The sequence below is a fragment of the Streptomyces sp. NPDC030165 genome, assembly GCF_055573595.1.
Window position 1 is genome coordinate 147,204 of the sequence record NZ_JBVIBD010000010.1, and the last position, 22,937, is coordinate 170,140.

A 22,937-nucleotide genomic window follows, 5' to 3' on the forward strand; every position below is an offset into this window, starting at 1 on the left:
AATACGAGACGTACGTGACATTGACAGGGGCGGTCCGGGCCCACTCTGGGGCCACGGACCGCCCTGTTCGCCGAGAGAGTACGGGCACGGTCAGCCGTCGAGCGCCCGGAGCGCCGCCCCGGCCAGTTCCGACCGTTCCGTGGCGGTCTGTACGTGCTCCAGGCCGAAGCCCAGCAGCACGGTGTTCCGCGTGGTCACCGCGCCGGCGGCCCGGAACAGCTCCTTGGAGCGGGTCCAGTCGGCCGTGGCGGGCGGACTGCCGGCGGGCGGCCCGGGAACGGTCCAGGGCCCGAGGGAGGTCTCGAAGCCCTCCAGCGGCTCTCCGCCGGTGCCGGTGGTGAGCCGGGTGTTGTCGGCGAAGACGCCGCGGCCGCCGACGCTGGGGTCGGTGACGTAGGAGAGCGACAGCTCGACGCGCTGCCCCGCGTAGGCGGACAGGTCGACGGCGACCGGCCGCCAGCCGTCCGAGGCGCCGGTGAAGCGGTGCCACGCGCCGGTCGTGCCGGTGTTGCGGCACTCGGTGCCGGTGCGGGTCAGGTAGTGCCGGAGGAAGGGGTGGGCGGCCAGGTAGTAACCGGCGCCGCACTCCGCGGGTACGTCGGTGCCGGTACCGCCGTTCGCGTCGGGCAGCGTCGTCCAGTCGTCCTTGCCGGCGGTGTGCGCCTCGACGACGGCGTTGTCGAAGCCGGCCTCCGTGTCGTGGCTGAGCATGAACCGGAGGGTGGGCCGGTCGGCCGCGGTGACGCCGGTCAGGTCCACGGTCCGGGTCAGCCGCATCCAGGAGGTGTCGCGGTGCCGCGCAGCGGCGAACCAGTCGCCCTCGTACGGCTGGAACGGCGTTCGTACCCCCGGATACTCACCCGCCGCGGCGCTGGCGAACTGGGGGAACGTAGCGGGCGGCAGCTCGTCGGAGATCACCGAGTGGGCGCCCGCGGAGTCCAGCGGGTTGCCCGGCGCGTCGGCGAGCCGCACCTCGGCGCCGGCCAGCTTGCCGGTGCCCTTGAAGGCGGGCGGGTTCTTGAGAGCCACCCGGCCGCCGGCGCCCAGGTAGTACTGGCTGAAGTCGTCGGTCACGGCCCGGCCGACCACGGCGCTGCCACCTGCCTGCTCACCCGCGGCGATCAGCTTGCCGCCCTCGTTGAGGTAGTCGCGTACGGCCAGCAGGGTGGCGCCGCCCGGGCGTCCGGCTCCCGTGTACCAGACGACGTTCTCGAAGTGGCTCAGGACACCGAGCGCGTCCGGAGCGCCCTGCCGGGCGACGTCCCAGACCGCGGCGCGGTGGCCGTTGGCGGCGAGGGCCTTGGTGTACGCGGCGGTGTGCCGCGCGGGAGTGGTGCCGCCCTCCTCGGCGAGGACGAGGGTGTCGGCGCGGGGCCGCTCGGCGACGGTGTAGGTGAAAGGTTCACTCTTGGTGGCCTTGCCGTCGCGCGTACGGCCGGAGAACCAGACCTCGACCTCGTCCCCCGGACCGGCGCCCTCGACGGACGCCCGGTACTGGTCGAAGTGCAGGTTGTCCTCGCCGCCGTACCTCTCGCCGCCCTTCCAGGGCTCCAGCTCCTCGGTGTGCCGACGGCCGCCGTCGACGCGGTAGTTCAGCTCCTTGTCGCGTACGGACTTGCGTGCGGTGACCGCGACTTCCTGGTCCTCGCCGCGGGCGTAGGAGGTGGTGAAGGCGTGCGGGGTGAAGTCGGGCGCTTTCAGGCCCACGGAGGAGACGGGCTGGTCAGGGCGCCGGGCGCTCTCGGCGACGGAGAGCGCGAAGGGGATGTTCTTCTCGAACTCCGCCTGGATGAGCTTCTCGGAGTCCGGGAAGTTGAAGACGGACTGACAGTCGGCGGCGTTCCACTCGTCGTTCGGGTCGGCGTCGGACGCCGTCTGACAGGTCGACATCTCCGGTGTGAACATGGGGATGCCGTTGACGTTGGACGCGTGGCCGTCGGCCTCGCCGTTGGTGATGTACAGCTCGGAGGCGACCTGCGGGCGGTAGCCCGGGATCGCGGACTTCTCCGGCGTACCGGCCAGGGCACGGTAGAGGACGTCGTCGGGGGTGGGAGTGGCCACCTGCCAGCCGACGCCGTAGAGGATCAACTCGGCGGCGGAGTGGTAGTTGACGGCGTACCGGAAACCGATGCGTTTCTCGAAGGCGTCCAGCGCCTTGGTCTCGGGCTCGGAGGCGGCGGCCGGGCCGCGATAGGTCTCACCGGCCGGGTTGGGGGACGAACCCTCGTTGTCGTGACCCCACTTGTAGGAGAAGTTGCGGTTGAGGTCGACGCCGTCGCCGGGCGTGATCTTGCCGTCGCCGTTGTTGTCCCGCAGGTTCTTGCGCCACAGGCGGTTCTGCGGGCTCTCGAAGGTGTAGTCGTAGCCGTCCGGATTGGCGGACAGCACGAACCACAGCTCGGTGGTGTCGAGGATCTTGGTCAGCCGCGGGTCCTTGCCGTACCCGGCCAGGTAGTACCGCATCAGCCGGCGGGTCATCTCGGGAGTGATCCACTCCCGCGCGTGCTGGTTGGACAGGTACAGCACCGCGGGCTTGGCGCCGTCCTCGGTCGTGTCGGCGTTCTTGGTGAGCTTCAGGGCCATGATGTCGCGGCCCTTGACGGTCTTGCCGATGCTGACGGCCTTGGCGAGCTTCCGGTTGGAGCGCGCGGTGTCGATCATCTCCTTCAGCAGACCGCTGTCGCCCGTGTACGGGCGGAAGACCCGGTCACCCTGGGCCTCGACCTTGCGCCGCGCCTCCGGGGGAACGTTCCTGCGCGTCAGCTCCACGCCTTGCCGGCGCAGCTCGGCGGCCTGTCCGGCAGAGAGGTACACCTCGACGTCCGCCTTGCCCGTCCTCGGCACCTGCGCGCTCAGCTCATGGCCGTCCACCCCGGCCTTGAGCAGCAGCGGCACCTGCGCCTTGGTGACCTCAGCCGTCCAGACCGCGACGGCATCCCGATCCCCTCCATCCCCCGGCCGCGCCTGCGCCTGCGCGGCCGGCACCGCCACCACCCCTCCCAGCAGTAACGATGCTGCCGCGAGTAAGGATCTCGCCCCGCGTCTCATGAGCCCCCCTTGCCGACGTCCATCTCGTGAATAGGCGTTCGACAGATTGGTCACGCTGCATGATCATGTCAATACAGGGCGTGGCGAATGGCTGGCGATGGCCGAGAAGCCCCCGGGGCGCCGCTTCAGCGGTGAACGCGGTGGCCGTCGGCCGGGGGCGGCGTGGGAAAGCCCGGCTTCGATCGGCGCGGGCCCGGCTCCTACGGACTTCGTCCTACGGTTCCGGTCCCTCCCGTACGTGGTCGGCTGCCGCGCCGGGGGTGGGGGGCGCCTGTCCCCGGCGGTGGTCGATCGCCGTACCGGTCCGTACGGGGCGGGTGGCGCGGGCCCGGGCCCTGCGGACTTCGTCCTCCGGTCCCGCACCCTCCCGTACGTGTCAGGCTGCTACGTGCGTGGGTGGGGGGCGCCTGCCCCCACCGGCCGTCGGTCGCCCTACGGCGGGAGGGGGCGGGCCGTAGGACGGAGTCTGGAGGACCGGTCCCGTACCCGGGTGCGGGACGGCGGCTACCGGTAGGGGGGCGAGCCCGGGCCCTACAGACTTCGTCCTCCGGTCCCGGACCCTCCCGTACGTGTCAGGCTGCCACGTATGTGGGTGGGGGGCGCCTGCCCCCACCGGCCGTTCGCCGCCGTACGGCGGGAGGGGGCGGGCCGTAGGACGGAGTCCGGAGGACTGGTCCCGTGCCCGGGAACGGGAGCGCCGCCCGGTGCGGGCAGCAAGTCGGCCACGGCGGCTGGTCTGCCACCGGCCGTCGAAACTCACCGGTACGGCGGGGGCGCGGGCCCGGGCCCTGCGGTCTTCGTCCTCCGGTCCCGCACCCTCCCGTACGTACTCGGCTGCCGCGTGCGTGGGTGGGGGCGCCTGCCCCCACCGGCCGTCGACCGCCCTACGACGGAAGGGGGCGGGCCGTAGGACGGAGTCCGGAGGACCAGTCCCGTGCCCGGGAACGGGGAGCGGCACCCGGTACGGGCAGCAAGTCGGCCACGATGCGCAGCCGCCACCGGCCGTCAGCCGACCATCCCGTCCGCCATTTCCTCGGACAGGTTGGACTCCGTACCGGGGATGCCCAGGTCCTGGGCGCGCTTGTCGGCCATGGCCAGGAGGCGGCGGATGCGGCCGGCGACGGCGTCCTTGGTCAGGGGCGGGTCGGCGAGGGCGCCCAGTTCCTCCAGGGATGCCTGCTTGTGGTCCATGCGCAGGCGGCCGGCCGCGGCGAGGTGCTCGGGGACCTCCTCGCCGAGGATCTCCAGGGCGCGCTGGACCCGGGCCCCCGCGGCGACCGCGGCGCGCGCCGAGCGGCGCAGGTTCGCGTCGTCGAAGTTGGCGAGGCGGTTGGCGGTGGCGCGGACCTCGCGCCGCATGCGCCGCTCCTCCCAGGCCAGGACCGACTCGTGGGCCCCCAGGCGCGTCAACAGCGCGCCAATCGCATCACCGTCACGGACGACGACGCGGTCCACGCCGCGTACCTCGCGGGCCTTGGCGCCGATGCCGAGCCGGCGGGCCGCGCCGACCAGCGCGAGGGCCGCCTCGGGCCCGGGGCAGGTGACCTCCAGGGAGGAGGAACGGCCGGGTTCGGTCAGTGAGCCGTGGGCGAGAAAGGCCCCGCGCCAGGCCGCCTCGGCGTCGCAGGTGGCCCCCGAGACCACCTGCGGTGGCAGGCCGCGGATGGGCCGGCCGCGGCCGTCGACCAGGCCGGTCTGGCGGGCGAGCTGGTCGCCGCCGGCGACGACCCGTACGACGTAGCGGCTGCCGCGCCGCAGGCCGCCGGGGGCCATCACCACCAGGTCGGAGGAGTGGCCGAAGATCTCCAGGATGTCCTTGCGCAGCCGCCGGGCGGCGATGCCCGTGTCCAGCTCCGCCTCGATCACGATGCGTCCGCTGACCAGGTGCAGACCGCCCGCGAACCGCAGGATCGACGAGACCTCCGACTTCCGGCAGCAGGTCCGGGTGACGGGGAGCCGGGAGATTTCGTCCTTCACCGCTGCCGTCATCGCCATGGGCCGATCCTTCCATGCATCCGAAAAATACGGTCGTACGCGGCGGCCAGCAGCTCCGGGTCGTGCCGGGCGGCACCCTTGTGGGTCTCCGCCGTGCCGCAGGGGCTGCCGGGCGCGGCGACCGCCGCCAGCTCGACCTCGCTGCCGACGAGCTGCTTGGCAGCGACGGTCAGGCTCTCGATGTCGGGCACGGCGGCCCGGTCGGCCAGCACCACGTCGAAGGCGAGTTTAGGGGCGTGTCGGGCCAAAACCTCCAAATGACGCTGCGGGGAAAAGCCATCGGTTTCGCCGGGCTGGGGTGCCAGGTTCAGCGAGAGGACCTTGCGGGCCTTGGTCTCCTCCAGTGCCTCGCGCAGCTCGGGCACGAGCAGGTGCGGGATGACGGAAGAGAACCAGGAGCCGGGGCCGAGCACCACCCAGTCCGCGTCGCGGACCGCGGCGACGGCCTCGGGCACCGCGGGCGGGTCCTCCGGGACGACGTGCACGGACTGCACCTCGCCGGGGGTCAGCGCGACCGTGGCCTGGCCGCGGACCGTGGTGATGTCGTCCGGACGGGTCTCGTCGTGGCCCTTGACCAGGGCCTGGAGTTCCAGGGGTACGGCGGACATGGGCAGTACCCGGCCGTGCGCGCCGAGCAGCTTGCCGACCAGGTCCAGGGCCTGGACGTGGTCGCCGAGCTGCTCCCACAGGGCGACGATGAGGAGGTTGCCGACCGCGTGGTCGTGCAGCTCGCCCTCGCTGGTGAAGCGGTGCTGGATCACCCGGGACCAGGTCTGGCCCCAGTCGTCGTCCCCGCACAGCGCGGCGAGCGCCTTGCGCAGGTCGCCGGGCGGCAGGACGCCCAGCTCGTCGCGGAGCCGGCCGCTGGAGCCGCCGTCGTCGGCGACGGTGACCACGGCGGTCAGGTCACCGGTGATGCGGCGCAGCGCGGCCAGCGAGGCGGACAGGCCCATGCCGCCGCCGAGCGCCACGACCTTGGGTGTGGCGCCCCTGCCGGAGCGGCTGCCCGGAACCAGCTTGCGGACCCGGCGCAGCCGCAGGGGACGGGCGGTCATTCGCGCCCCATGTCCCGGTGGACGACGACGGTCTCGACGCCTTCGGAGACCAGGCGGTGGGCGAGCTTCTCGGACATGGCGACGCTGCGGTGCTTGCCGCCCGTGCAGCCGACCGCGATGGTGACGTACCGCTTGCCCTCGCGGCGGTAGCCCTCGGCGACGATGCGCAGCAGTTCCGCGTAGCCGTCCAGGAACTCCTTGGCGCCGGGCTGGCCGAAGACGTAGCCGGAGACCTCGTCGTTCAGGCCGGTGTAGGGGCGCAGCTCCGGGACCCAGTGCGGGTTGGGGATGAAGCGGCAGTCGATGACCATGTCGGCGTCGACGGGCAGGCCGTACTTGAAGCCGAAGGACATGACCGTGGCCCGCAGCTCGGGCACCTCTTCGCCGGCGAACTGGGCGTCCATCTTGGCGCGCAGTTCGTGGACGTTCAGGCTGGAGGTGTCGATGACCAGGTCGGCGTCGCCGCGCAGCTCGCGCAGCAGGTCGCGCTCGGCGGCGATGCCGTCCACGATGCGCCCGTCGCCCTGGAGGGGGTGCGGGCGGCGGACGGACTCGAAGCGGCGCACCAGGGCCTCGTCGGAGGACTCCAGGAAGACGATGCGGCGCTTGACGCTCTGCGCGTCGAGGGTGGCCAGGGACTCCTTGAGGTTGTCGAAGAAGCGCCGGCCGCGGACGTCCACGACGACGGCGATCCGCGCCACGTTGCCCTGTGAGCGGGCGCCCAGCTCGACCATGGGCGGGATCAGCTCGGGCGGGATGTTGTCGACGACGAACCAGCCGAGGTCCTCCAGGCACTTGGCGGCCGTGCTGCGGCCGGCCCCGGACATCCCGGAGATGATCACCAGCTCGGGGATGGCGGCGCTCTCGCCCGCGTCGGCATCGCGCATCGTGCCCGTACTCACCTGTGCACCGTCTCTCTCGGTCGTGCGGGAAGGCCGGGTGTCCTGGGCTTCCCGCGTGTCGTGCCTGTGCTGCTCGGTACTGCTGCTCATCGTTCCTGCCCCCGCTCTGATGACAACGCGGCCGGCGGGGTCACGTCATCCTCAATGATCTCTCCTGTGGCGGTGTTCACCGCCGGGGCGGCCGGGGCCGCTCCGGCCAGCGCCGCCGCGATCGTCTCGGCCGTCTTGCGGCCGATGCCCGGCACCTCGCAGATGTCCTCGACGCGTGCGGCCCGCAGCCGCTTGACGGAGCCGAAGTGCTTCAGCAGGGCCTGGCGGCGACTCTCGCCGAGGCCGGGGACGCTGTCCAGTGGCCCGGCCTTGAGGCGCTTGCCGCGCTTGTTGCGCTGGTAGGCGATGGCGAAGCGGTGGGCTTCGTCACGGACGCGCTGGAGGAGGTAGAGGCCTTCGCTGCTGCGGGGCAGGACGACGGGGTCGTCCTCGTCGGGCACCCAGACCTCTTCGAGGCGCTTGGCCAGGCCGCAGACGGCGACGTCGTCGATGCCCAGCTCGGACAGGGCCCGCTGGGCGGCGGCGACCTGCGGCTGGCCGCCGTCGACGACGACGAGCTGGGGCGGGTACGCGAAGCGCTTGGGGCGGCCGTCCTCGTCGGTGGGGCCGGTGGCCACGGGCGTGTCCCCGTCGGCGGCCCCGGCGGTCACGGGCGCGGCCCCGTCGGCGGCCGGCGCGTCCTCCCCGGCGGGCGCCTGCTCGTCCCACTCCCCCGTCTGCTGCTTCTCCTGGAGGTAGCGGCGGAAGCGGCGGCCGATGACCTCGTGCATGGCCCGGACGTCGTCCTGGCCCTCGAAGGTCTTGATCTGGAAGCGGCGGTACTCGCTCTTGCGGGCCAGGCCGTCCTCGAAGACGACCATGGAGGCCACCACGTCGTCGCCCTGGAGGTGGGAGATGTCGAAGCACTCGATGCGCAGCGGCACCGAGTCCAGGCCGAGGGCCTGGGCGATCTCCTCCAGGGCGCGGGAGCGGGTGGTCAGGTCGGAGGCGCGCTTGGTCTTGTGCAGGGCCAGGGCCTGCTGGGCGTTGCGCTGGACGGTGGCCATCAGGTCCTTCTTGTCGCCGCGCTGCGGGATGCGCAGCGAGACGTTGGAGCCGCGGCGCTCCGTGAGCCACTGCTGGACCGGCTCGACGGGGTCGGGCAGGGCCGGGACCAGCACTTCCTTGGGGACGGCGTCGCCGCTCTCCTCGCCGTAGAGCTGCTGGAGGGCGTGCTCGACGAGGGCGGCGCTGTCCACGTTCTCGACCTTGTCGGTGACCCAGCCGCGCTGGCCGCGCACCCGGCCGCCGCGGACGTGGAAGATCTGGACGGCCGCTTCCAGCTCGTCCTCGGCGAGTGCGATCAGGTCGGCGTCGGTGGCGTCGGCGAGCACGACGGCGCTCTTCTCCATGGCGCGCCGCAGCGCGTCCATGTCGTCACGCAGCCGGGCGGCCCGTTCGTACTCCATCTCCTCGGCGGCCTCCCGCATGGCCTTCTCCAGGCGGCGGATGTACGCACCGGTACGGCCGGCCATGAAGTCGCAGAACTCCTCGGCCAGTTCGCGGTGCTCCTCGGGGGAGACGCGGCCGACGCACGGGGCCGAGCACTTGCCGATGTAGCCGAGCAGGCAGGGGCGGCCGATCTGGGCGGAGCGCTTGAAGACCCCGGCGGAGCAGGTCCGTACGGGGAAGACGCGCAGCATCAGGTCGACGGTCTCGCGGATGGCCCAGGCCTGGCCGTAGGGGCCGAAGTAGCGCACGCCCTTCTTCTTGGCCCCGCGCATGACCCGGACCCTGGGGTATTCCTCGTTGAGGGTGACGGCCAGGTACGGATAGCTCTTGTCGTCGCGGTACTTGACGTTGAACCGCGGGTCGTACTCCTTGATCCAGGTGTATTCGAGCTGGAGCGCCTCGACCTCGGTGCTGACGACCGTCCACTCGACGGAGGCGGCGGTGGTGACCATCGTGCGCGTGCGGGGGTGGAGGTTGGCCAGGTCCTGGAAGTAGCTGGACAGGCGCTGGCGCAGGCTCTTGGCCTTGCCGACATAAATGACGCGGCGGTACTCGTCACGGAATCTGTAGACCCCGGGCGAGTCGGGGATCTGTCCCGGCTTGGGTCGGTAACTGCTGGGGTCTGCCATGCCGCCCACCCTACTTGGGGGCAGTGACAGCGGGCGGACCGTGGGCGGCGGCGGGCGGGCACGCCGGGGGCGGGGGGGCAGGGAGGGGCGCGGGGAGGGGCGCTGCCAATACGCGCGGGCGCGGGGCACCGGCCCGGGTCCGTGCGGGCCGGTGCCGGTGGCTTCCCGGCCTCGGCTCCGGGGGCCCGTGGCCGAGGCGGGTGCCCGGGGCCGTGCAGGGGCCTGGGGCCGTGCCGGGTGCCCGGGGCCCGGCGGGCCCCTGCCCGGGCCTCAGCGGCTGTGGCGCCTGCGCAGCGCCGCGGCGCCGGAGAGCCCGAGGGCGAGCAGGGCCGCGGTGCCCGCGACGGCCGAGGCGGCGGTCACCGGGCCGCTGCTGTCGCCGGCCGTGGCGCCGGCCGCGACGGGCTGTCCGGGCGTGCCCGCCTCCGGGGCCCCGCCGGCCGCCTGCGGGCCGTACCCGCCCGCGGCGCCGCGCCGGTCGTACGCGGAGCCGGGCAGCTTGTCGCCGTACGCCTTCGCCACCCGCTTCTGGTACGCGGCGACGGTGGTGCCGCCCGCGCCGATCGCCTTGCGCGCCTCGGCGTCCAGCGGCCGGACGCGGTCGCCGCGCTGTTCGTACCAGGCGTTGATCTGCGGTTCCTGGAAGACCGTGCCGCCGTCGCCCGCCGCGCTGTAGCGGGTCTCGTCGTCGCCGGTCGCGATGTTGACGACCTTCCAGGCCCCGCCGGATTCGGCGGTCCACACGGAGGCCTTCTGCCCGTCGGTGGAGACCGCCGTGCTGGCCAGGAACTCCAGCTCGGAGACGGGTGCCCCGGCCTTGCCGCGCACGAAGTCGGCCGAGAGCACGTAGACGGGCACGGTCCGCCCCTGGATCCGCGGCTGCGCCTTCGTCCGGGCGATCGCGCCGTCCCGGGCGAAGAAGCGGGCGAGCGTGGCGAGGGTGTCCGGCGCGGTGGCCGCCGTGCGGGCGGCGGTGACGGCCGACGCGGCGGGTGCGGGGGGCGGCGCGGGGGTGGCGGCGAGCGCGCCCTGCGGGGCGAGGCCGAGGAAGGCGGCGGTGAGCGCGCCGGTGGCGGCGGCCCGTATGGCGGCGCGGCGGGCGCGGGTGCCGCGCCCGGCGGCGGTGGCGGATACGGCCGGAGCTCTGTGCTCGGTCATGGCCTCAGGCTCCGATCCGGTAGAGGGAGTGGGTCCAGGAGAACGAGTTGCCGTTGACGTAGTAGTTGTAGTCGCCCCAGTTGTAACGGTTGTTGGACCCCCACGGGTCTCCCCAGTACACCCAGTTCTTCGCGGTGTCGAAACCGTAGATCACGTGCATGTGCCCGCCGCCCGAGGACCACTGGATGCGGGTCTCCACGGGGCGGCCCGCGTTGATCTCGCTCTGGACGGTGCCGTAGCGCAGGTAGCCCGTGACGTACGAGCCCGGGTTGACGCCCATCCAGTCGAAGGCGTTCTGCACGTTGCCGAGTGTGGCCTGGTTGTTGGGGCAGTTGCTGCCCTGCTGGCGGTTGAAGGCGGCGTTGCAGAACTGGTTCTGGCTGTACCTTTCCCCGTAGAACGTGGCGATGGTGTTGCCGGAGGCGGCCCAGCACCAGTTGGACCGCTCCTGGGCCTGCATGGAGATGTTGAGCCGGTTGGCGGCGAGCGCGCCCTGTGGGGCGGGCGCGGCGGGTGCCGCCTGGACCGCGGTGCCGGTGGGGGCGGGCGCCGCGGTGGCGGGCGTCGCGGGTATTGCGGTCAGTGCGGCGGCCGACAGTGCCGCGGCCGACAGCCATCTGCGGCGCAAGCCGCGGGTGCGTGGTGCACAGGTCATGGCGTTCCTCTCCCGATGAGGGGGTGGGGATGGAGGAGCGCATCCGGATGCTGGTCAGGAGCATCGGGTGTTGTCGGGAGCAGGTCAACACGCTTCAATGCGGGGTGACATGGGGGTGTGGACGTCCGGTGCCGGGTGTGAACGGCCGGTGCCCGGCGTACTGCAATGGACAGGCAGGACCAGCGCACGGTGTGAAGTCCGGTTGTGAACGTTCACCGCGCGCGCCGGAGGGTTGGGCGATGACACAGCACATGGCACAGCAGGCACCACATACACCTCATGAACATCAGGAAGCGCACGGGAAAAGTCCGCACCAGACGCCCCGGGAGCATCCGGTGAACGCCCCGGCGCCTCCCCCATTGGCCGAGCTGACGCAGATCCTGCGCACCGGCCCGTTCCACCTGGCCCTGCGCGCCGCCCTGGCCGCGCGCGGCCTCGCCCTGCACCGCGTCCAGCACAAGCTGGCGCAGCGCGGCATCAAGGTCGGCGTGACCAGCCTGAGTTACTGGCAGCAGGGAGCACGGCGCCCGCAGCGCCCCGAGTCGCTGCGCGCCGTACGGGCCCTGGAGGAAGTCCTCGACCTGCCCGCGCATTCCCTGCACCGGCTGCTGGTCCCCGAAGGCGGCCCGCGGGCCGAGACGGCGGAACGACCCGCCGCCCGCTCCTACCGCTCGCTCTTCGACCCCTCCGACGCCCTGCACGCGCTCTTCGCCGAACTGGAGGCGCCCGTGGACGGCGGGCTGCACACGGTCGGCCACCACGAATGGGTGCACATCGGAGCCGGCAGGGAGCTGAGCGAGCGCAGCTCCCTCCAAGTGGTGCGCGCCCACCGGGACGGCGTGGACCGCTACATCGCCATCCATCAGGGTGATGCGGGCTGCGACCCGTCCCGGGTGATCGTCACGGCCGGGGAGAACTGCCGCCTGGGGCGGGTGCGCCGGAACGCGGCCCACGCGATGGTGGTCGCCGAACTGCTCTTCGACGTCCGGCTGCGCACCGGCGAAACCCACGTCTTCGGCCACCGCTTCGAGGACGGCAGCGGCGGCCAGAGCGCGGAGTACGTACGCGGCTTCCGCTTCGCCGGCGGCCAGTACGTCCTCCAGGTGCGCTTCGACGAGGCCGCGCTGCCGGTGCGCTGCCGCCGCTTCACCCGGACCAAGGCGGGCGCGCCGCGCTCGGGCCAGCAGGAGCTGACGCTGAGCGGGCAGCACCGGGCCGTACATCTGGTGGAGCAGGGCGTACGGCCCGGGATCGTGGGGATCGGGTGGGACTGGGGGTGATCGGGGACGGCGCGTCCTAGGGGGTGTCCGCGCCGGTGGCCGGGACGCCCGACGGGTCGGGGTCCGTGGCGGCCGGGCGGCCGTCCAGGGCGCCCGCGGCCGCCGCGTTGTCCGCGACGCGCCGCTCCAGCATCGAGATCTTGCCGTCGAGCGGCCGGTCCATGCCCGGCCACACGTCGGCCTTGATGCTGACCTGGACGCGCGGCACCCGGTCGGCGACGGCCTCGGTCGCGCGCTTGACGACGTCCATGACCTCGTCCCAGTCCCCCTCGATCATCGTGTACATGGAGTCCGAGCGGTTCGGCAGCCCGGACTCCCGGATGATCTTGATGGCGTCGGCGACGTACGCCGCGCCGTTCTCCTCCACGCCCATGGGCGTCAGGGCGAAGGCAATGAGCACGGTCTTCCTCTCCTCGCAGGGACACACGGACGAAAACGGCGGTCCGTCGGCGGCGGGCCGCGGTGCGGCACCGTCACCCGCTGCCGACGTGAGCCGCCCGGTAGGCGCGTACCACGGGAGACCGGTAGGCATCCGCGATCCGCAGCAGGTGGCGGACCTCCTCGCCGAGATCGCCCGCGCCGGGGCCCGCGAGATTGGCCGTCTGCGCGTGCGGCGCCTCCCCGGCGCGCCGCGCGTGCAGGGCGGCGGCCAGCCAGCAGGCGGTGACGTGCGCGTCGGCCAGGTGCCCGGGGACGGCCTGCTCTCCCACGTGCCGGTGGACCCCGTCGAGCGTGGCCGGGGAGACGTAGTCCCGCAGCACGATCATCGCGTCGCGGATCTCGATGACCCGCCGGTACAGGCGCAGCTGGAGCGGCAGCACGGCGTTGCGCAGCCGGCTGCCCGGCCCCAGGACCACGTCGGGGGTGACCGCCGTCAGCTCCCGCCACAGCACGGCCAGTCCCCGGTAGGAGGCGTGGTCCCGCCACAGGCGCTGGATCCCGGCCAGTACGGGCAGTGCCGCACCGGCCGCGATGAACAGCGCCTCGACGCCGGTGACCGGCGAGAACAGCGGGCCGAAGACCGGGGAACGGGTCTGGAGGTAGCAGAGTTTGAGCACCCACAGCAGCGAGGCCAGCAGGATGCCGGTGCCGAACAGGCGCAGCCCGTACCGCAGCAGCCGGGGCGCGCCGGTACGGCCCTGGGCCCAGCAGACGAATCCGCAGGTGGTGTCGGCCGTCAGGTGGAAGGCGAAGAACACGTACCAGTAGGCGTCCGGCACGCTGGGGACGTCCGGCGAGGGCGTGATCTGGTTGCGCGCGTGCGGCGGCCCGGCCAGGTCGAGGGCGACGAGCGCCAGCATGACGGCGAGGGCGGCGCCGAACACCAGGACGGTACGGCGCTGCCGCCCCGCCGCCTGGAAGATGAACCACAGCACGGCGGCGGCGTCGACGATGCTGAACAGGTGCGTGGTCAGGTCGACCCAGTGGGCGCCCGGCACCAGGCGGGCCAGGACGGCGGTGACCGGCTCCAGGTGCATCGACATGGCCAGCGCGATCATCACGATCGCGAACCACAGGGGCCGCTGCGCCCGGTCCGTCAGGCCCCGCGGGGCCCGGGCGATCACCACGGCCCACAGGGCGACGATGCCGGCGTTCTCCAGCCAGGTGAGGTCCGTCAGCCAGGAGAGCACGGCGCTCCCGGATGACGGGCGTCCCGCAGGCCCATGCCGGACGCCAGGCCGCCGAGCGTGCCGGACAGCAGCGTCGGCGCGGGCACCCGCCCGGCGCCCTCCAGGATCAGGCTGGCGATCATCTCCGCCTCCTGCTCCTGCCGGTCGGAGTAGCGGGTGCGGCCCAGCGCCCGCCGGATGGACGCCGGGTCCTCGATGTCGATGTACCGGAAGAGCCGGGGGTCCTCGACGGCCATCCGGTGGTCGCAGACCAGGTGGCCGATCTCGTGGAGGATGATGTGCTCCTGGTGGAGCGGGCTGGTCTGCGCGTCGTAGAAGACGTAGTCGCCCTCTTCGGTCGCCAGCCACATACCGGTCGGCATGCCCAGCCCGGTCGGGGTGGGCAGGGTCATCAGCCGCAGCGGGCGGTCCCGGTCCGCGGCGAGCCGGGCGCACAGTTCCTGGGCGGAGAACGGCTCGGGCAGGGGTATCGCGTCGATCACGCGCCGGCAGCGGCGGCGCAGTCGCCTCCAGTGCATCGCGGGTGATACTCCATGGCTTGTGGGTACAGGGGGGCAGCCGACCCGGTAGCGGCGCCCGGTCATGCTGCCGCCGCCGGGCGGTGACACGGGGAAACCCGCACGACGACACCCCCTCGCGCGCCATCCGTGCAACGCGTCGTGCGATCGTAGATCTTCACCCGGCCCCCTGTCAGGCCCCCGCCGCCGAGCAGGCCGTTTCCGGCCAACCGCGCTGGGTGACGGTGCCCGTGTCCGCCCGTCAGCCGGCGATCAGCTTGCCGCCCTCGGTCTTGACGGGGACCTCCGGCAGTGGCTTGGAGGCCGGTCCCTGGACGACCTTGCCGGTCGTGACGTCGAACCGGCTGCCGTGGCAGGGGCAGTTGCCCTGGTTGCGCTCGATCTTGTCCAGGACGCATCCCGCATGCGTGCACTTGGCGCTGAAGCACTTGAACCGGCCCTTTTCGGGCTGCGAGACGAGCAGACGGCTCTCGCGGTAGAGCTTGGCGCCGCCGACCGGTACCTCGGAGTCGGCGCCCAGGGTGACGGGCTCGGCGGGCGTCGCGGGCGCTTCGCCCGAGCCGCCACCGGAGCAGGCGGCGACGCCGAATCCCGCCGCGCCGACGAGCGCGGCCCCTCGCAGCACGGTCCGGCGGGCGGGGGGCTGGCTCATGTCGTTCTCCCAGGAGTTCCGTTCAGGGGCGCGGCGTCACCGTGCGGTATCGGCTCCCGACGATACCGGTACCGATCCGTCCGCTTCGGGCTGCCCCGACCGGCCCTCGTCACGGTCGCCCGGATGCCCCGCACGGCCCTTGAGCAGGTCCCGTTCGATCTCCTCCAGGCTGCGGCCCTTGGTCTCCGGCAGCAGCTTGCGTACGAAGACGAAGGCGGCGAACGTCGTCACGGCGAAGAACAGGAAGTTCACGCCGGCGCCCCAGGCCCGCAGCAGAGTCGGGAAGACCAGTGCGACGACCATGTTGAACAGCCAGTTGAACATCACGCACAGGCTCACCGCGGCGGCCCGGATCCGCATCGGGAACAGCTCCGGCAGCATCACCCACTGCACCGGACCCCAGGAGACGGCGAAGGACGCGATGTACAGGGCGATGCCGAAGAGGGTGAGGGTGGACAGCGCCGCCCCGTAGCCGAGACCGGACAGGTTGGTGGCGGCCAGGACGAGCATCGCCGTGCACATGCCGAGCGCGCCGTACAGGAGCAGCGGCTTGCGTCCCTTGCGGTCGATCAGGCGCATGGCGGGCAGCGTCATGAGCATGTTCAGCAGCCCTATGCCGACGTTGGCGAGGATCGCGCCGTCGGAGCCGAAGCCGATGTCGGTGAGGAGCGTCGGCGCGTAGTAGATGATCGTGTTGATGCCGACGAAGTTCTGGAAGAAGACCAGCAGCATCCCGACGAGGAGGACCGGCCGCAGCCGCGGCGACGCGAGGTCCTTGAGGGACAGCGAGCGGCTCGCGGCCCGTTCGATGCGCTCGGTCTCCTCGATCTCGGCCAGTTCGGCGTCGGCCGCGCCGCCCGTACCGCGCAGCCGCGTCAGCACGTGCCGTGCCTCGTCGTTGCGGCCCTTGCCGACCAGCCAGCGGGGGCTCTCGGGCTGGGTGACGATGCCGAGCGCGAGGATCGCGGCGGGCACCACGCCCAGGCCGATCATCCAGCGCCACGCCTCGGCGCCGGCGAGCAGGTAGTCGGTGACGTACGCGAGGAAGATGCCGACCGTGACCAGCAGCTGCATCAGCGAGGTCAGCCCGCCGCGCAGGTGCTTGGGTGCCAGCTCGGTCAGGTACAGCGGTACGACGACGGAGGCGATGCCCACGCCGGTGCCGAGCACGAAGCGGAAGGCGATCAGCGTCCACGGGGTGGTGGCCAGGGCGGCGCCGAGGGTGCCGAGGATGAAGACGGCGGAGGCGGCGAGGATCAAGCGGCGCCGCCCCCAGGAGTCGCAGAGCCGTCCGGACAGGCCCGCGCCGAGCATCGCGCCGACCAGCAGGCCGGAGACGACCATGCCCTCCAGAAGCGGGGTCAGCGCGATGTCGTTCTTGATGAAGAGCATGGCGCCGGAGATGACGCCGGTGTCATAGCCCCACAGGATGCCGCCGAGGGCGCCGAAGACCCAGATCAGGGCGTTCTTGATGCGTGCGGGCACGGTCCGTCACCCCTTTCGCGCGGGGCGCGGGCCCTGCGGCGCGATGTGGATCTTGCGGCCGGTGCCGGCCCGGAAGCGGGCCACCGCCTCGTCGAAGTCCTCCAGCCCGTACACGTCGCTGACCAGCGGATCGAGGTCCAGTCCGGCGGCCAGGACGTCGATGGCGGGCTGGAAACTGTTGTGGACGGCCATCGAGCCGATGATGTCGATCTCGTGGTGGTAGACCAGGTACGGCGAGAACTTCGCCGAGCGGGCCGGGTCGGTGACGCCGAACTGGAGGAACGTACCGCCCTTGCGCACCCGGCCGAGCCCGTCCTCGATGGCCGGGACCGCGCCGGTCGCGTCGATGACCACCTCGAAACCGGGCTTGCGGCCGAGCCGGTCGGCGCTGGTGACGGCGGCGTCCAGGCCGAAGCCCTCGGCGAAGGCGAGCCGGTCCTCGTTGAGGTCCACGACGGACACCGAGGCGGCGCCGGCGGTGCGCACCAGCGCGGCCATCATCAGGCCCATCGTTCCGGCACCGTAGATCAGGTAGTGCTCGCCGGGGCGGCGGGGCAGCCGGTTCAGGCCGTGCACCGCGCAGGACAGCGGCTCGATCAGGCCCGCGGCGGCCTCGGAGAAGGACTCCGGGACGAGGTGGCAGCAGCGTGCGGGGACGGCGACCAGTTCGGCGAAGCCGCCCGCCTGGGTGACGCCGATCGCCCGGTAGTCCTCGCAGAGGTTGGCGCGGCCGATGCGGCAGTAGTGGCAGGCGCCGCACGGCATGTTCGGGTCGACCGCGACGCGGTCGCCGACGGCCGGGCCGGTGACGCCCTCGCCGACGGCCGCCACTTCGCCGGTCAGCTCGTGGCCGGGGACCAGCGGGTAGGGCACGGCGGGCAGCTCGCCGCCGAGGATGTGCATGTCGGTGCCGCACAGCCCGCAGGAGGAGACGCGTACGACGACCTCCGCGGATTCCGGCCGGGGATCGGGGACTTCGGTCAGGGCGGTACGGCCCGGCTCGGTGACCACGACAGCGCGCATGGCGCCTCCTCACGTCTTCGTGCGGTGTTGCGGGTGTTGCGGGATGGGGCGGCGTGAACGTAACCCGGGGGTAAACGTTTGCGCAAGCGTTTACGTCTAGGCTGTGATGGACTACGTACCGGCAGCCGGGCCTCCTGCCGGCGCACCAGGACGACGGACTCGGGGAGACGGACCGGATGACGACGATGGTCGATGTGGCACGGCAGGCGGGGGTCTCCGTGGCCACGGTCTCGCACGTGCTCAACGAGACCCGGCCGGTACGGCCCGACACCCGCGCCGCCGTCCTGAAAGCCATCGACGAGCTGGGCTACACCCACAACACGCTGGCCCGTTCCCTGGTCACCGCACGCACCCGCTCCATAGGCCTCGCGGTCTCAGCGATCAGCAACCCGTACTTCACCGAGATCCTCCAGGGCGTCGAAGCCGGTGCCCTGGAGGCGGGCTACAGCCTGCTGATCGCCGATCCGCACGACGACCCCGCGCACGAGCAGAAGGTCGTCCGGCTGCTGCACGAACGCCGGGTGGACGGCATGATCGTCGCGCCGTCCGCCGAGCCCGCGGGCATGGCCGGCTACCTCACCCGCCGCAAGGTCCCGGCCGTCTTCCTCGACCGGCTCGTCGGCGACGCGTACGACCAGGTCTGCGCCGAGAACACCGCCCCCGTACGGCAGCTCGTCGAGCACCTCGCCGGCCTCGGCCACACTCGCATCGGCCTGGTCGCCGGCCTGCCCGGCCTGAGCACCACCACCGAACGCGTCCAGGGCTACCGCGAGGGCCTGCGCGCCCGCGGCCTGCCCTTCGCCCCCGAACTGCTGGCGGGCGGCAACTCCGAGGCCGAGGGCGCCCAGGACGCCACCCGGCACCTGCTCGCCGCCCCCGAACCGCCCACCGCGATCATCACCGCCAACAACGCGATGACGATCGGCACCCTGCGCGCGCTGCGCGACCTGGGCCTGGACGTCCCCCGCGACATCGCGCTGGCCTGCTTCGACGACTTCTCCTGGGCCGACCTCTTCGCACCGCGTCTGACGGCGATCTCCCAGCCCAGCAAGGAGATCGGCGCCGCCGCGGTCCGCCTGCTGCTGGAGCGGCTGGAGGAACCGGACCGCCCGCCGCGCACCCTCCGGCTGCCCTGTACGTACGTGCACCGCGAATCCTGCGGCTGCACCGGCACCGGACGCTGACCTGCCCCTCCCCCACCCCCAGAAAGGCCAGGACTGTCGTGATCGTCGTCGCCGGCGAGGCCCTGATCGACCTCGTGCCCAGCTCGCAACCGCCGTCCGGGGACGGACCGTTGCCCGCGCTGCTGCCACGCCGGGGCGGCGGCCCGTACAACACCGCCCTCGCCCTCGGACGGCTCGGCTCGCCCGCCGCGTTCTGCTCGCGGGTGTCCACCGACACGTTCGGCGAGGAACTGCTGCGCGGGCTGCGGGCGGACGGCGTGGACACCTCGCTCGTGCAGCGCGGCACCGAGCCCACCACGCTGGCCGTCGCGGACATCAGCCCGGACGGCTCGGCCGGTTACGGCTTCTACGCCGACGGCACCGCCGACCGGCTGTTCACCCTGCCGTGCGCACTGCCCGCCGCGGCACGGGCGGTGTCCTTCGGCACCTGCTCGCTGGTGCTGGAGCCGGGCGCGAGCGCGTACGAGGCCCTGCTGCGCCGCTCGGCGCAGCTCGGGATCTTCACGGCGCTGGACCCGAACATCCGTGCCGGGCTGATCCCGGACCCGGACGCCTACCGCGCCCGCTTCCGCTCCTGGCTGCCGCACGTCGCGCTGCTGAAGCTCTCGGAGGAGGACGCGGAGTGGCTGGCCGGCCCCCAGGGCGTGGCGGCCGCGGTCGAGGACTGGCTGACGGCCGGCCCCGCGGCGGTCGTGCTCACGCGCGGCGGCGACGGGCTGTCCGTCCGGACACCGGGCGGTGCGGAGATCACGGTGCCCGGTGAGCGGGTCGAGGTCGCCGACACGATCGGCGCGGGCGACACCGTCAACGCGGCGCTGCTGCACCGCCTGGACGCGCACGGCGCCCTGACACCCGGCGCGCTCGCCGCCCTGGCCCCGGACGCCTGGCGCGACATCCTCGGCTTCGCGGCCCGCGCGGCCGCGGTCACCTGCTCCCGGCCGGGCGCGGAGCCGCCGTACGCGACGGAGCTGGTGGGGCCGGAGTGACGGCGCGCTGAAAGGGGGCCCCGGGCCGGACCGGGGCGTGCAGCACGCGAACGGGCCGCCGTTCACTCTTTCGAGTGAACGGCGGCCCGTGCTACGGCGGAGGTGACGTCCGTCAGGCCTGGCGGGCCCGCGTCGCCTTCTTGGCTGCCGTCTTCTTCGCGGCCGTCTTCTTGGCGGCCGCGGGCTTGGCGGCCGTCTTCTTGGCCGTCGCCTTCGTCGCGGACGCCTTCGTGGCCGTCTTCGCGGAGACGGTCTTGCGGGCCGGGGCCTTCGTCGCGGCGACCGTCTTCTTCGCCTTGCCCGCCGCGGGCTGCTCCGCGTCGCTGACCCGGTCGCCCAGGATGTCGCGCAGGAACTTGCCGGTGTGGCTGGCGGGGACCGCCGCGACCTGCTCCGGCGTGCCCTCGGCGACGACCAGGCCACCGCCGTTGCCGCCCTCGGGCCCCATGTCGACGATCCAGTCCGCGGTCTTGATCACGTCGAGGTTGTGCTCGATGACGATGACCGAGTTGCCCTTGTCGACCAGGCCGGACAGCACCTTGATCAGCTTGCTGATGTCGTCGAAGTGCAGACCCGTGGTCGGCTCGTCGAGGACGTAGACCGTACGGCCCGTGGAGCGCTTCTGCAGCTCGGAGGCGAGCTTGACGCGCTGCGCCTCACCGCCGGAGAGCGTCGGCGCGGACTGGCCGAGCCGGACGTAGCCCAGACCGACCTCGTCGAGCGTCTTCAGGTGCCGGGCGATGGACGGCACGGCCTCGAAGAAGCTCAGCGCCTCCTCGATCGGCATGTCCAGCACCTCGGCGATGGACTTGCCCTTGTAGTGGACCTCCAGGGTCTCCCGGTTGTAGCGCGCGCCGTGGCAGACCTCGCACGGCACGTACACGTCCGGCAGGAAGTTCATCTCGATCTTGATGGTGCCGTCGCCCGCGCAGTTCTCGCAGCGGCCGCCCTTGACGTTGAAGGAGAAGCGCCCGGGGAGGTAGCCGCGGACCTTGGCCTCCATCGTCTCCGCGAACAGCTTGCGGATGTTGTCGAAGACGCCGGTGTACGTCGCGGGGTTGGAGCGCGGCGTACGGCCGATGGGCGACTGGTCGACGTGCACGACCTTGTCCACCAGGTCGTCGCCCGCGACCCGCACATGGCGGCCCGGCACCGACTTGGCGCCGTTCAGCTCGCGCGCCAGGTGGGTGTAGAGGATGTCGTTGACGAGCGTGGACTTGCCGGAGCCGGAGACGCCGGTGACCGCGGTCAGCACGCCGAGCGGGAAGGAGACGGTGATGTCGCGGAGGTTGTTCTCCTTCGCGCCGTGCACCGTCAGCTGCCGCTGGGGGTCGGCCGGCCGCCGCACCTCGGGCGTCACGATGGCCCGCTTGCCGGACAGGTACTGCCCGGTGACCGAGTCCTTGTTGGCCAGCAGCTCCTTCATCGGGCCGCTGTGCACGACCTTGCCGCCGTGCTCGCCGGCGCCCGGACCGATGTCCACGACCCAGTCGGCGACCTTGATCGTGTCCTCGTCGTGTTCGACCACGATGAGGGTGTTGCCCATGTCGCGCAGGCGCACCAGCGTCTCGATGAGGCGGTGGTTGTCGCGCTGGTGCAGGCCGATGGACGGCTCGTCGAGCACGTACAGCACGCCCACCAGGCCGGAGCCGATCTGGGTGGCGAGCCGGATGCGCTGGGCCTCGCCGCCGGAGAGGGTGCCCGCGGCGCGGTTCAGCGAGAGGTAGTCCAGACCGACGTCGACCAGGAACTTCAGCCGCTCGTTGACCTCCTTGAGGACCCGCTCGGCGATCTTCTTCTCGCGGGCGTCGAGCTTCATCTCGCGCAGGAAGTCGGCGCAGTCGCTGATCGACATGGCCGAGACCTCGGCGATCGAGCGGCCCTTGACCGTGACGGCGAGGACGATCGGCTTGAGCCGGGTGCCCTCACAGGTCGGGCAGGGCACCTCGCGCATGTAGCCCTCGAAGCGCTCGCGGCTGCTGTCGCTCTCCGCCTCCTGGTGGCGCCGCTTGACGAACGGCACGGCGCCCTCGAACGCGGTGGTGTACGAGCGCTCGCGGCCGTAGCGGTTGCGGTAGCGCACGTCGATCTGGGTGCGGTGGCCGTTGAGGATCGCCTTCTTGGCGCGCTGCGGCAGTCCGGCCCACGGGATGTCCGTACGGAATCCGAGGGCGTCGGCGAGCGCGCCGACCAGGCGGCCGAAGTACTCCTTGGTGTGGCCGTGCGACCAGGGGTGGACGGCACCCTCGTCGAGGGACTTCTCCTCGTCCGGGATGATCAGCTCGGGGTCGACCTCCATGCGCGTACCGATGCCGGTGCAGTCGGGGCAGGCGCCGAAGGGCGAGTTGAAGGAGAAGGAGCGGGGCTCCAGCTCCTCGAACGACAGGTCGTCGCGCGGGCAGTACAGGTGCTCCGAATACATCCGCTCGCGCTGCGGATCGTCCTCGTCCAGGTCGACGAAGTCGAGGATGACCATGCCGCCGGACAGGCCGAGCGCGGTCTCGACGGAGTCGGTCAGCCGGCGCTTGGCGCTGTCCTTGACGGTCAGGCGGTCGACGACCACCTCGATCGTGTGCTTCTCCTGCTTCTTGAGCTTGGGCGGGTCGGAGAGCTGGATCGTCTCCCCGTCCACGCGGGCACGGCTGTAGCCCTTGGTCTGGAGGTCGGAGAAGAGGTCCACGAACTCGCCCTTGCGCTCGCGCGCCAGCGGGGCCAGCACCTGGAAGCGGCTGCCCTCCGGCAGCTCCAGGACCTTGTCCACGATGGCCTGCGGCGACTGCCGGGCGATCGGGTCGCCGCACTCGGGGCAGTGCGGCTTGCCGATACGGGCGAAGAGCAGGCGGAGGTAGTCGTAGACCTCGGTGATCGTGCCGACCGTGGAGCGCGGGTTGCGCGAGGTCGACTTCTGGTCGATCGAGACCGCGGGGGACAGGCCCTCGATGAAGTCCACGTCGGGCTTGTCCATCTGCCCGAGGAACTGCCGGGCGTACGAGGAGAGCGACTCGACATAGCGGCGCTGCCCCTCGGCGAAGATCGTGTCGAAGGCGAGCGAGGACTTGCCCGACCCGGAGAGCCCCGTGAAGACGATGAGGGAGTCCCGGGGGAGGTCGAGCGAGACGTTGCGCAGGTTGTGCTCGCGAGCGCCACGGACGATGAGACGGTCGGCCACGCCGGTCGGCACCTTTCTGGAGAGG

17 protein-coding genes are annotated in these 22,937 nt (G+C 72.2%); 3 read left to right on the plus strand and 14 right to left on the minus strand.

From position 1 onward, the window contains the following. Positions 1 to 90: 90 nt before the first annotated feature. The 7 genes from ACZ4Z1_RS20545 to ACZ4Z1_RS20575 all read right to left on the minus strand — a co-directional run bounded on the left by ACZ4Z1_RS20545 (position 91) and on the right by ACZ4Z1_RS20575 (position 10,984). The gene (locus ACZ4Z1_RS20545; protein WP_468488019.1) at positions 91 to 3,048 is read right to left on the minus strand and encodes a M14 family metallopeptidase; all 2,958 of its coding nucleotides are present in this window, start codon (positions 3,046 to 3,048) and stop codon (positions 91 to 93) included. Between the two features lie 1,005 nt (positions 3,049 to 4,053). Beyond that, complete coding sequence (whiA, locus tag ACZ4Z1_RS20550) at positions 4,054 to 5,043, minus strand: DNA-binding protein WhiA (RefSeq protein WP_003987139.1); 990 nt, start codon at positions 5,041 to 5,043, stop codon at positions 4,054 to 4,056. Beyond that, positions 5,034 to 6,098 (minus strand): gluconeogenesis factor YvcK family protein, encoded by a 1,065-nt coding sequence (locus ACZ4Z1_RS20555; protein WP_365838405.1) that lies wholly within the window; start codon positions 6,096 to 6,098, stop codon positions 5,034 to 5,036. Before ACZ4Z1_RS20555 ends, whiA begins: the two co-directional genes overlap by 10 nt. Then, on the minus strand, positions 6,095 to 7,090 hold the full coding sequence (rapZ, locus tag ACZ4Z1_RS20560) for an RNase adapter RapZ (protein WP_361142526.1): 996 nt from the start codon (positions 7,088 to 7,090) through the stop codon (positions 6,095 to 6,097). The genes ACZ4Z1_RS20555 and rapZ overlap by 4 nt, the downstream gene beginning before the upstream one ends. Next, the gene (gene uvrC, locus ACZ4Z1_RS20565) at positions 7,087 to 9,171 is read right to left on the minus strand and encodes an excinuclease ABC subunit UvrC (RefSeq protein WP_468488020.1); all 2,085 of its coding nucleotides are present in this window, start codon (positions 9,169 to 9,171) and stop codon (positions 7,087 to 7,089) included. The genes rapZ and uvrC overlap by 4 nt, the downstream gene beginning before the upstream one ends. A 270-nt stretch (positions 9,172 to 9,441) precedes the next feature. Continuing rightward, positions 9,442 to 10,329 carry a hypothetical protein gene (locus ACZ4Z1_RS20570; RefSeq protein ID WP_468488021.1) on the minus strand — a complete coding sequence of 296 codons (888 nt, stop codon included), beginning with the start codon at positions 10,327 to 10,329 and terminating at the stop codon, positions 9,442 to 9,444. A 4-nt stretch (positions 10,330 to 10,333) separates the two neighbouring features. After that, a complete protein-coding gene (locus tag ACZ4Z1_RS20575) occupies positions 10,334 to 10,984 on the minus strand; it encodes a papain-like cysteine protease family protein (protein WP_468488022.1) in 651 nt (216 codons plus the stop codon). Positions 10,985 to 11,343: 359 nt separating this feature from the next. Between ACZ4Z1_RS20575 and ACZ4Z1_RS20580 the strand changes: the two genes are divergently transcribed. Beyond that, a complete protein-coding gene (locus ACZ4Z1_RS20580; protein ID WP_468488145.1) occupies positions 11,344 to 12,264 on the plus strand; it encodes a hypothetical protein in 921 nt (306 codons plus the stop codon). Positions 12,265 to 12,280: 16 nt separating this feature from the next. Here ACZ4Z1_RS20580 and ACZ4Z1_RS20585 read toward each other — a convergent pair whose 3' ends face one another. From ACZ4Z1_RS20585 to ACZ4Z1_RS20610, 6 genes are all read right to left on the minus strand, one after another. Further along, positions 12,281 to 12,664, minus strand: coding sequence for a thiamine-binding protein (locus tag ACZ4Z1_RS20585; protein WP_468488023.1), 384 nt, complete (start codon positions 12,662 to 12,664; stop codon positions 12,281 to 12,283). 73 nt (positions 12,665 to 12,737) lie between these two features. Further along, positions 12,738 to 13,895, minus strand: a complete 1,158-nt coding sequence (locus tag ACZ4Z1_RS20590; RefSeq protein ID WP_468488024.1) for an MAB_1171c family putative transporter — start codon at positions 13,893 to 13,895, stop codon at positions 12,738 to 12,740. Continuing rightward, positions 13,880 to 14,413, minus strand: coding sequence for a hypothetical protein (locus ACZ4Z1_RS20595; RefSeq protein ID WP_468488025.1), 534 nt, complete (start codon positions 14,411 to 14,413; stop codon positions 13,880 to 13,882). The genes ACZ4Z1_RS20590 and ACZ4Z1_RS20595 overlap by 16 nt, the downstream gene beginning before the upstream one ends. A 241-nt stretch (positions 14,414 to 14,654) precedes the next feature. Then, the gene (locus tag ACZ4Z1_RS20600) at positions 14,655 to 15,065 is read right to left on the minus strand and encodes a Rieske (2Fe-2S) protein (RefSeq protein ID WP_468488026.1); all 411 of its coding nucleotides are present in this window, start codon (positions 15,063 to 15,065) and stop codon (positions 14,655 to 14,657) included. Between the two features lie 36 nt (positions 15,066 to 15,101). After that, positions 15,102 to 16,550, minus strand: a complete 1,449-nt coding sequence (locus ACZ4Z1_RS20605) for a sugar porter family MFS transporter (protein ID WP_468488027.1) — start codon at positions 16,548 to 16,550, stop codon at positions 15,102 to 15,104. 6 nt (positions 16,551 to 16,556) lie between these two features. Then, positions 16,557 to 17,573, minus strand: a complete 1,017-nt coding sequence (locus ACZ4Z1_RS20610; protein WP_468488028.1) for a zinc-dependent alcohol dehydrogenase family protein — start codon at positions 17,571 to 17,573, stop codon at positions 16,557 to 16,559. A gap of 176 nt (positions 17,574 to 17,749) precedes the next feature. On the opposite strand from ACZ4Z1_RS20610, the gene ACZ4Z1_RS20615 reads away from it, so the two are divergent. Both ACZ4Z1_RS20615 and ACZ4Z1_RS20620 read left to right on the plus strand, forming a co-directional pair. Then, positions 17,750 to 18,757, plus strand: a complete 1,008-nt coding sequence (locus ACZ4Z1_RS20615) for a LacI family DNA-binding transcriptional regulator (protein ID WP_468488029.1) — start codon at positions 17,750 to 17,752, stop codon at positions 18,755 to 18,757. A gap of 38 nt (positions 18,758 to 18,795) precedes the next feature. Beyond that, positions 18,796 to 19,743 carry a carbohydrate kinase family protein gene (locus ACZ4Z1_RS20620; protein ID WP_468488030.1) on the plus strand — a complete coding sequence of 316 codons (948 nt, stop codon included), beginning with the start codon at positions 18,796 to 18,798 and terminating at the stop codon, positions 19,741 to 19,743. 112 nt (positions 19,744 to 19,855) lie between these two features. On the opposite strand, the gene uvrA is transcribed toward ACZ4Z1_RS20620, so the two are convergent. Next, positions 19,856 to 22,912, minus strand: a complete 3,057-nt coding sequence (gene uvrA / locus ACZ4Z1_RS20625; protein ID WP_468488031.1) for an excinuclease ABC subunit UvrA — start codon at positions 22,910 to 22,912, stop codon at positions 19,856 to 19,858. Between the last annotated feature and the right edge of the window lie 25 nt (positions 22,913 to 22,937).

What these genes read in the sequence shown, in the direction of transcription:
- ACZ4Z1_RS20545 (WP_468488019.1), bottom strand. Translation starts at nt 3,048, where the DNA reads ATGAGACGCGGGGCGAGATCCTTACTCGCGGCAGCATCGTTACTGCTG.
- whiA (WP_003987139.1), bottom strand. Translation starts at nt 5,043, where the DNA reads ATGGCGATGACGGCAGCGGTGAAGGACGAAATCTCCCGGCTCCCCGTC.
- ACZ4Z1_RS20555 (WP_365838405.1), bottom strand. Translation starts at nt 6,098, where the DNA reads ATGACCGCCCGTCCCCTGCGGCTGCGCCGGGTCCGCAAGCTGGTTCCG.
- rapZ (WP_361142526.1), bottom strand. Translation starts at nt 7,090, where the DNA reads ATGAGCAGCAGTACCGAGCAGCACAGGCACGACACGCGGGAAGCCCAG.
- uvrC (WP_468488020.1), bottom strand. Translation starts at nt 9,171, where the DNA reads ATGGCAGACCCCAGCAGTTACCGACCCAAGCCGGGACAGATCCCCGAC.
- ACZ4Z1_RS20570 (WP_468488021.1), bottom strand. Translation starts at nt 10,329, where the DNA reads ATGACCGAGCACAGAGCTCCGGCCGTATCCGCCACCGCCGCCGGGCGC.
- ACZ4Z1_RS20575 (WP_468488022.1), bottom strand. Translation starts at nt 10,984, where the DNA reads ATGACCTGTGCACCACGCACCCGCGGCTTGCGCCGCAGATGGCTGTCG.
- ACZ4Z1_RS20595 (WP_468488025.1), bottom strand. Translation starts at nt 14,413, where the DNA reads ATGCACTGGAGGCGACTGCGCCGCCGCTGCCGGCGCGTGATCGACGCG.
- ACZ4Z1_RS20600 (WP_468488026.1), bottom strand. Translation starts at nt 15,065, where the DNA reads ATGAGCCAGCCCCCCGCCCGCCGGACCGTGCTGCGAGGGGCCGCGCTC.
- ACZ4Z1_RS20610 (WP_468488028.1), bottom strand. Translation starts at nt 17,573, where the DNA reads ATGCGCGCTGTCGTGGTCACCGAGCCGGGCCGTACCGCCCTGACCGAA.
- ACZ4Z1_RS20615 (WP_468488029.1), top strand. Translation starts at nt 17,750, where the DNA reads ATGACGACGATGGTCGATGTGGCACGGCAGGCGGGGGTCTCCGTGGCC.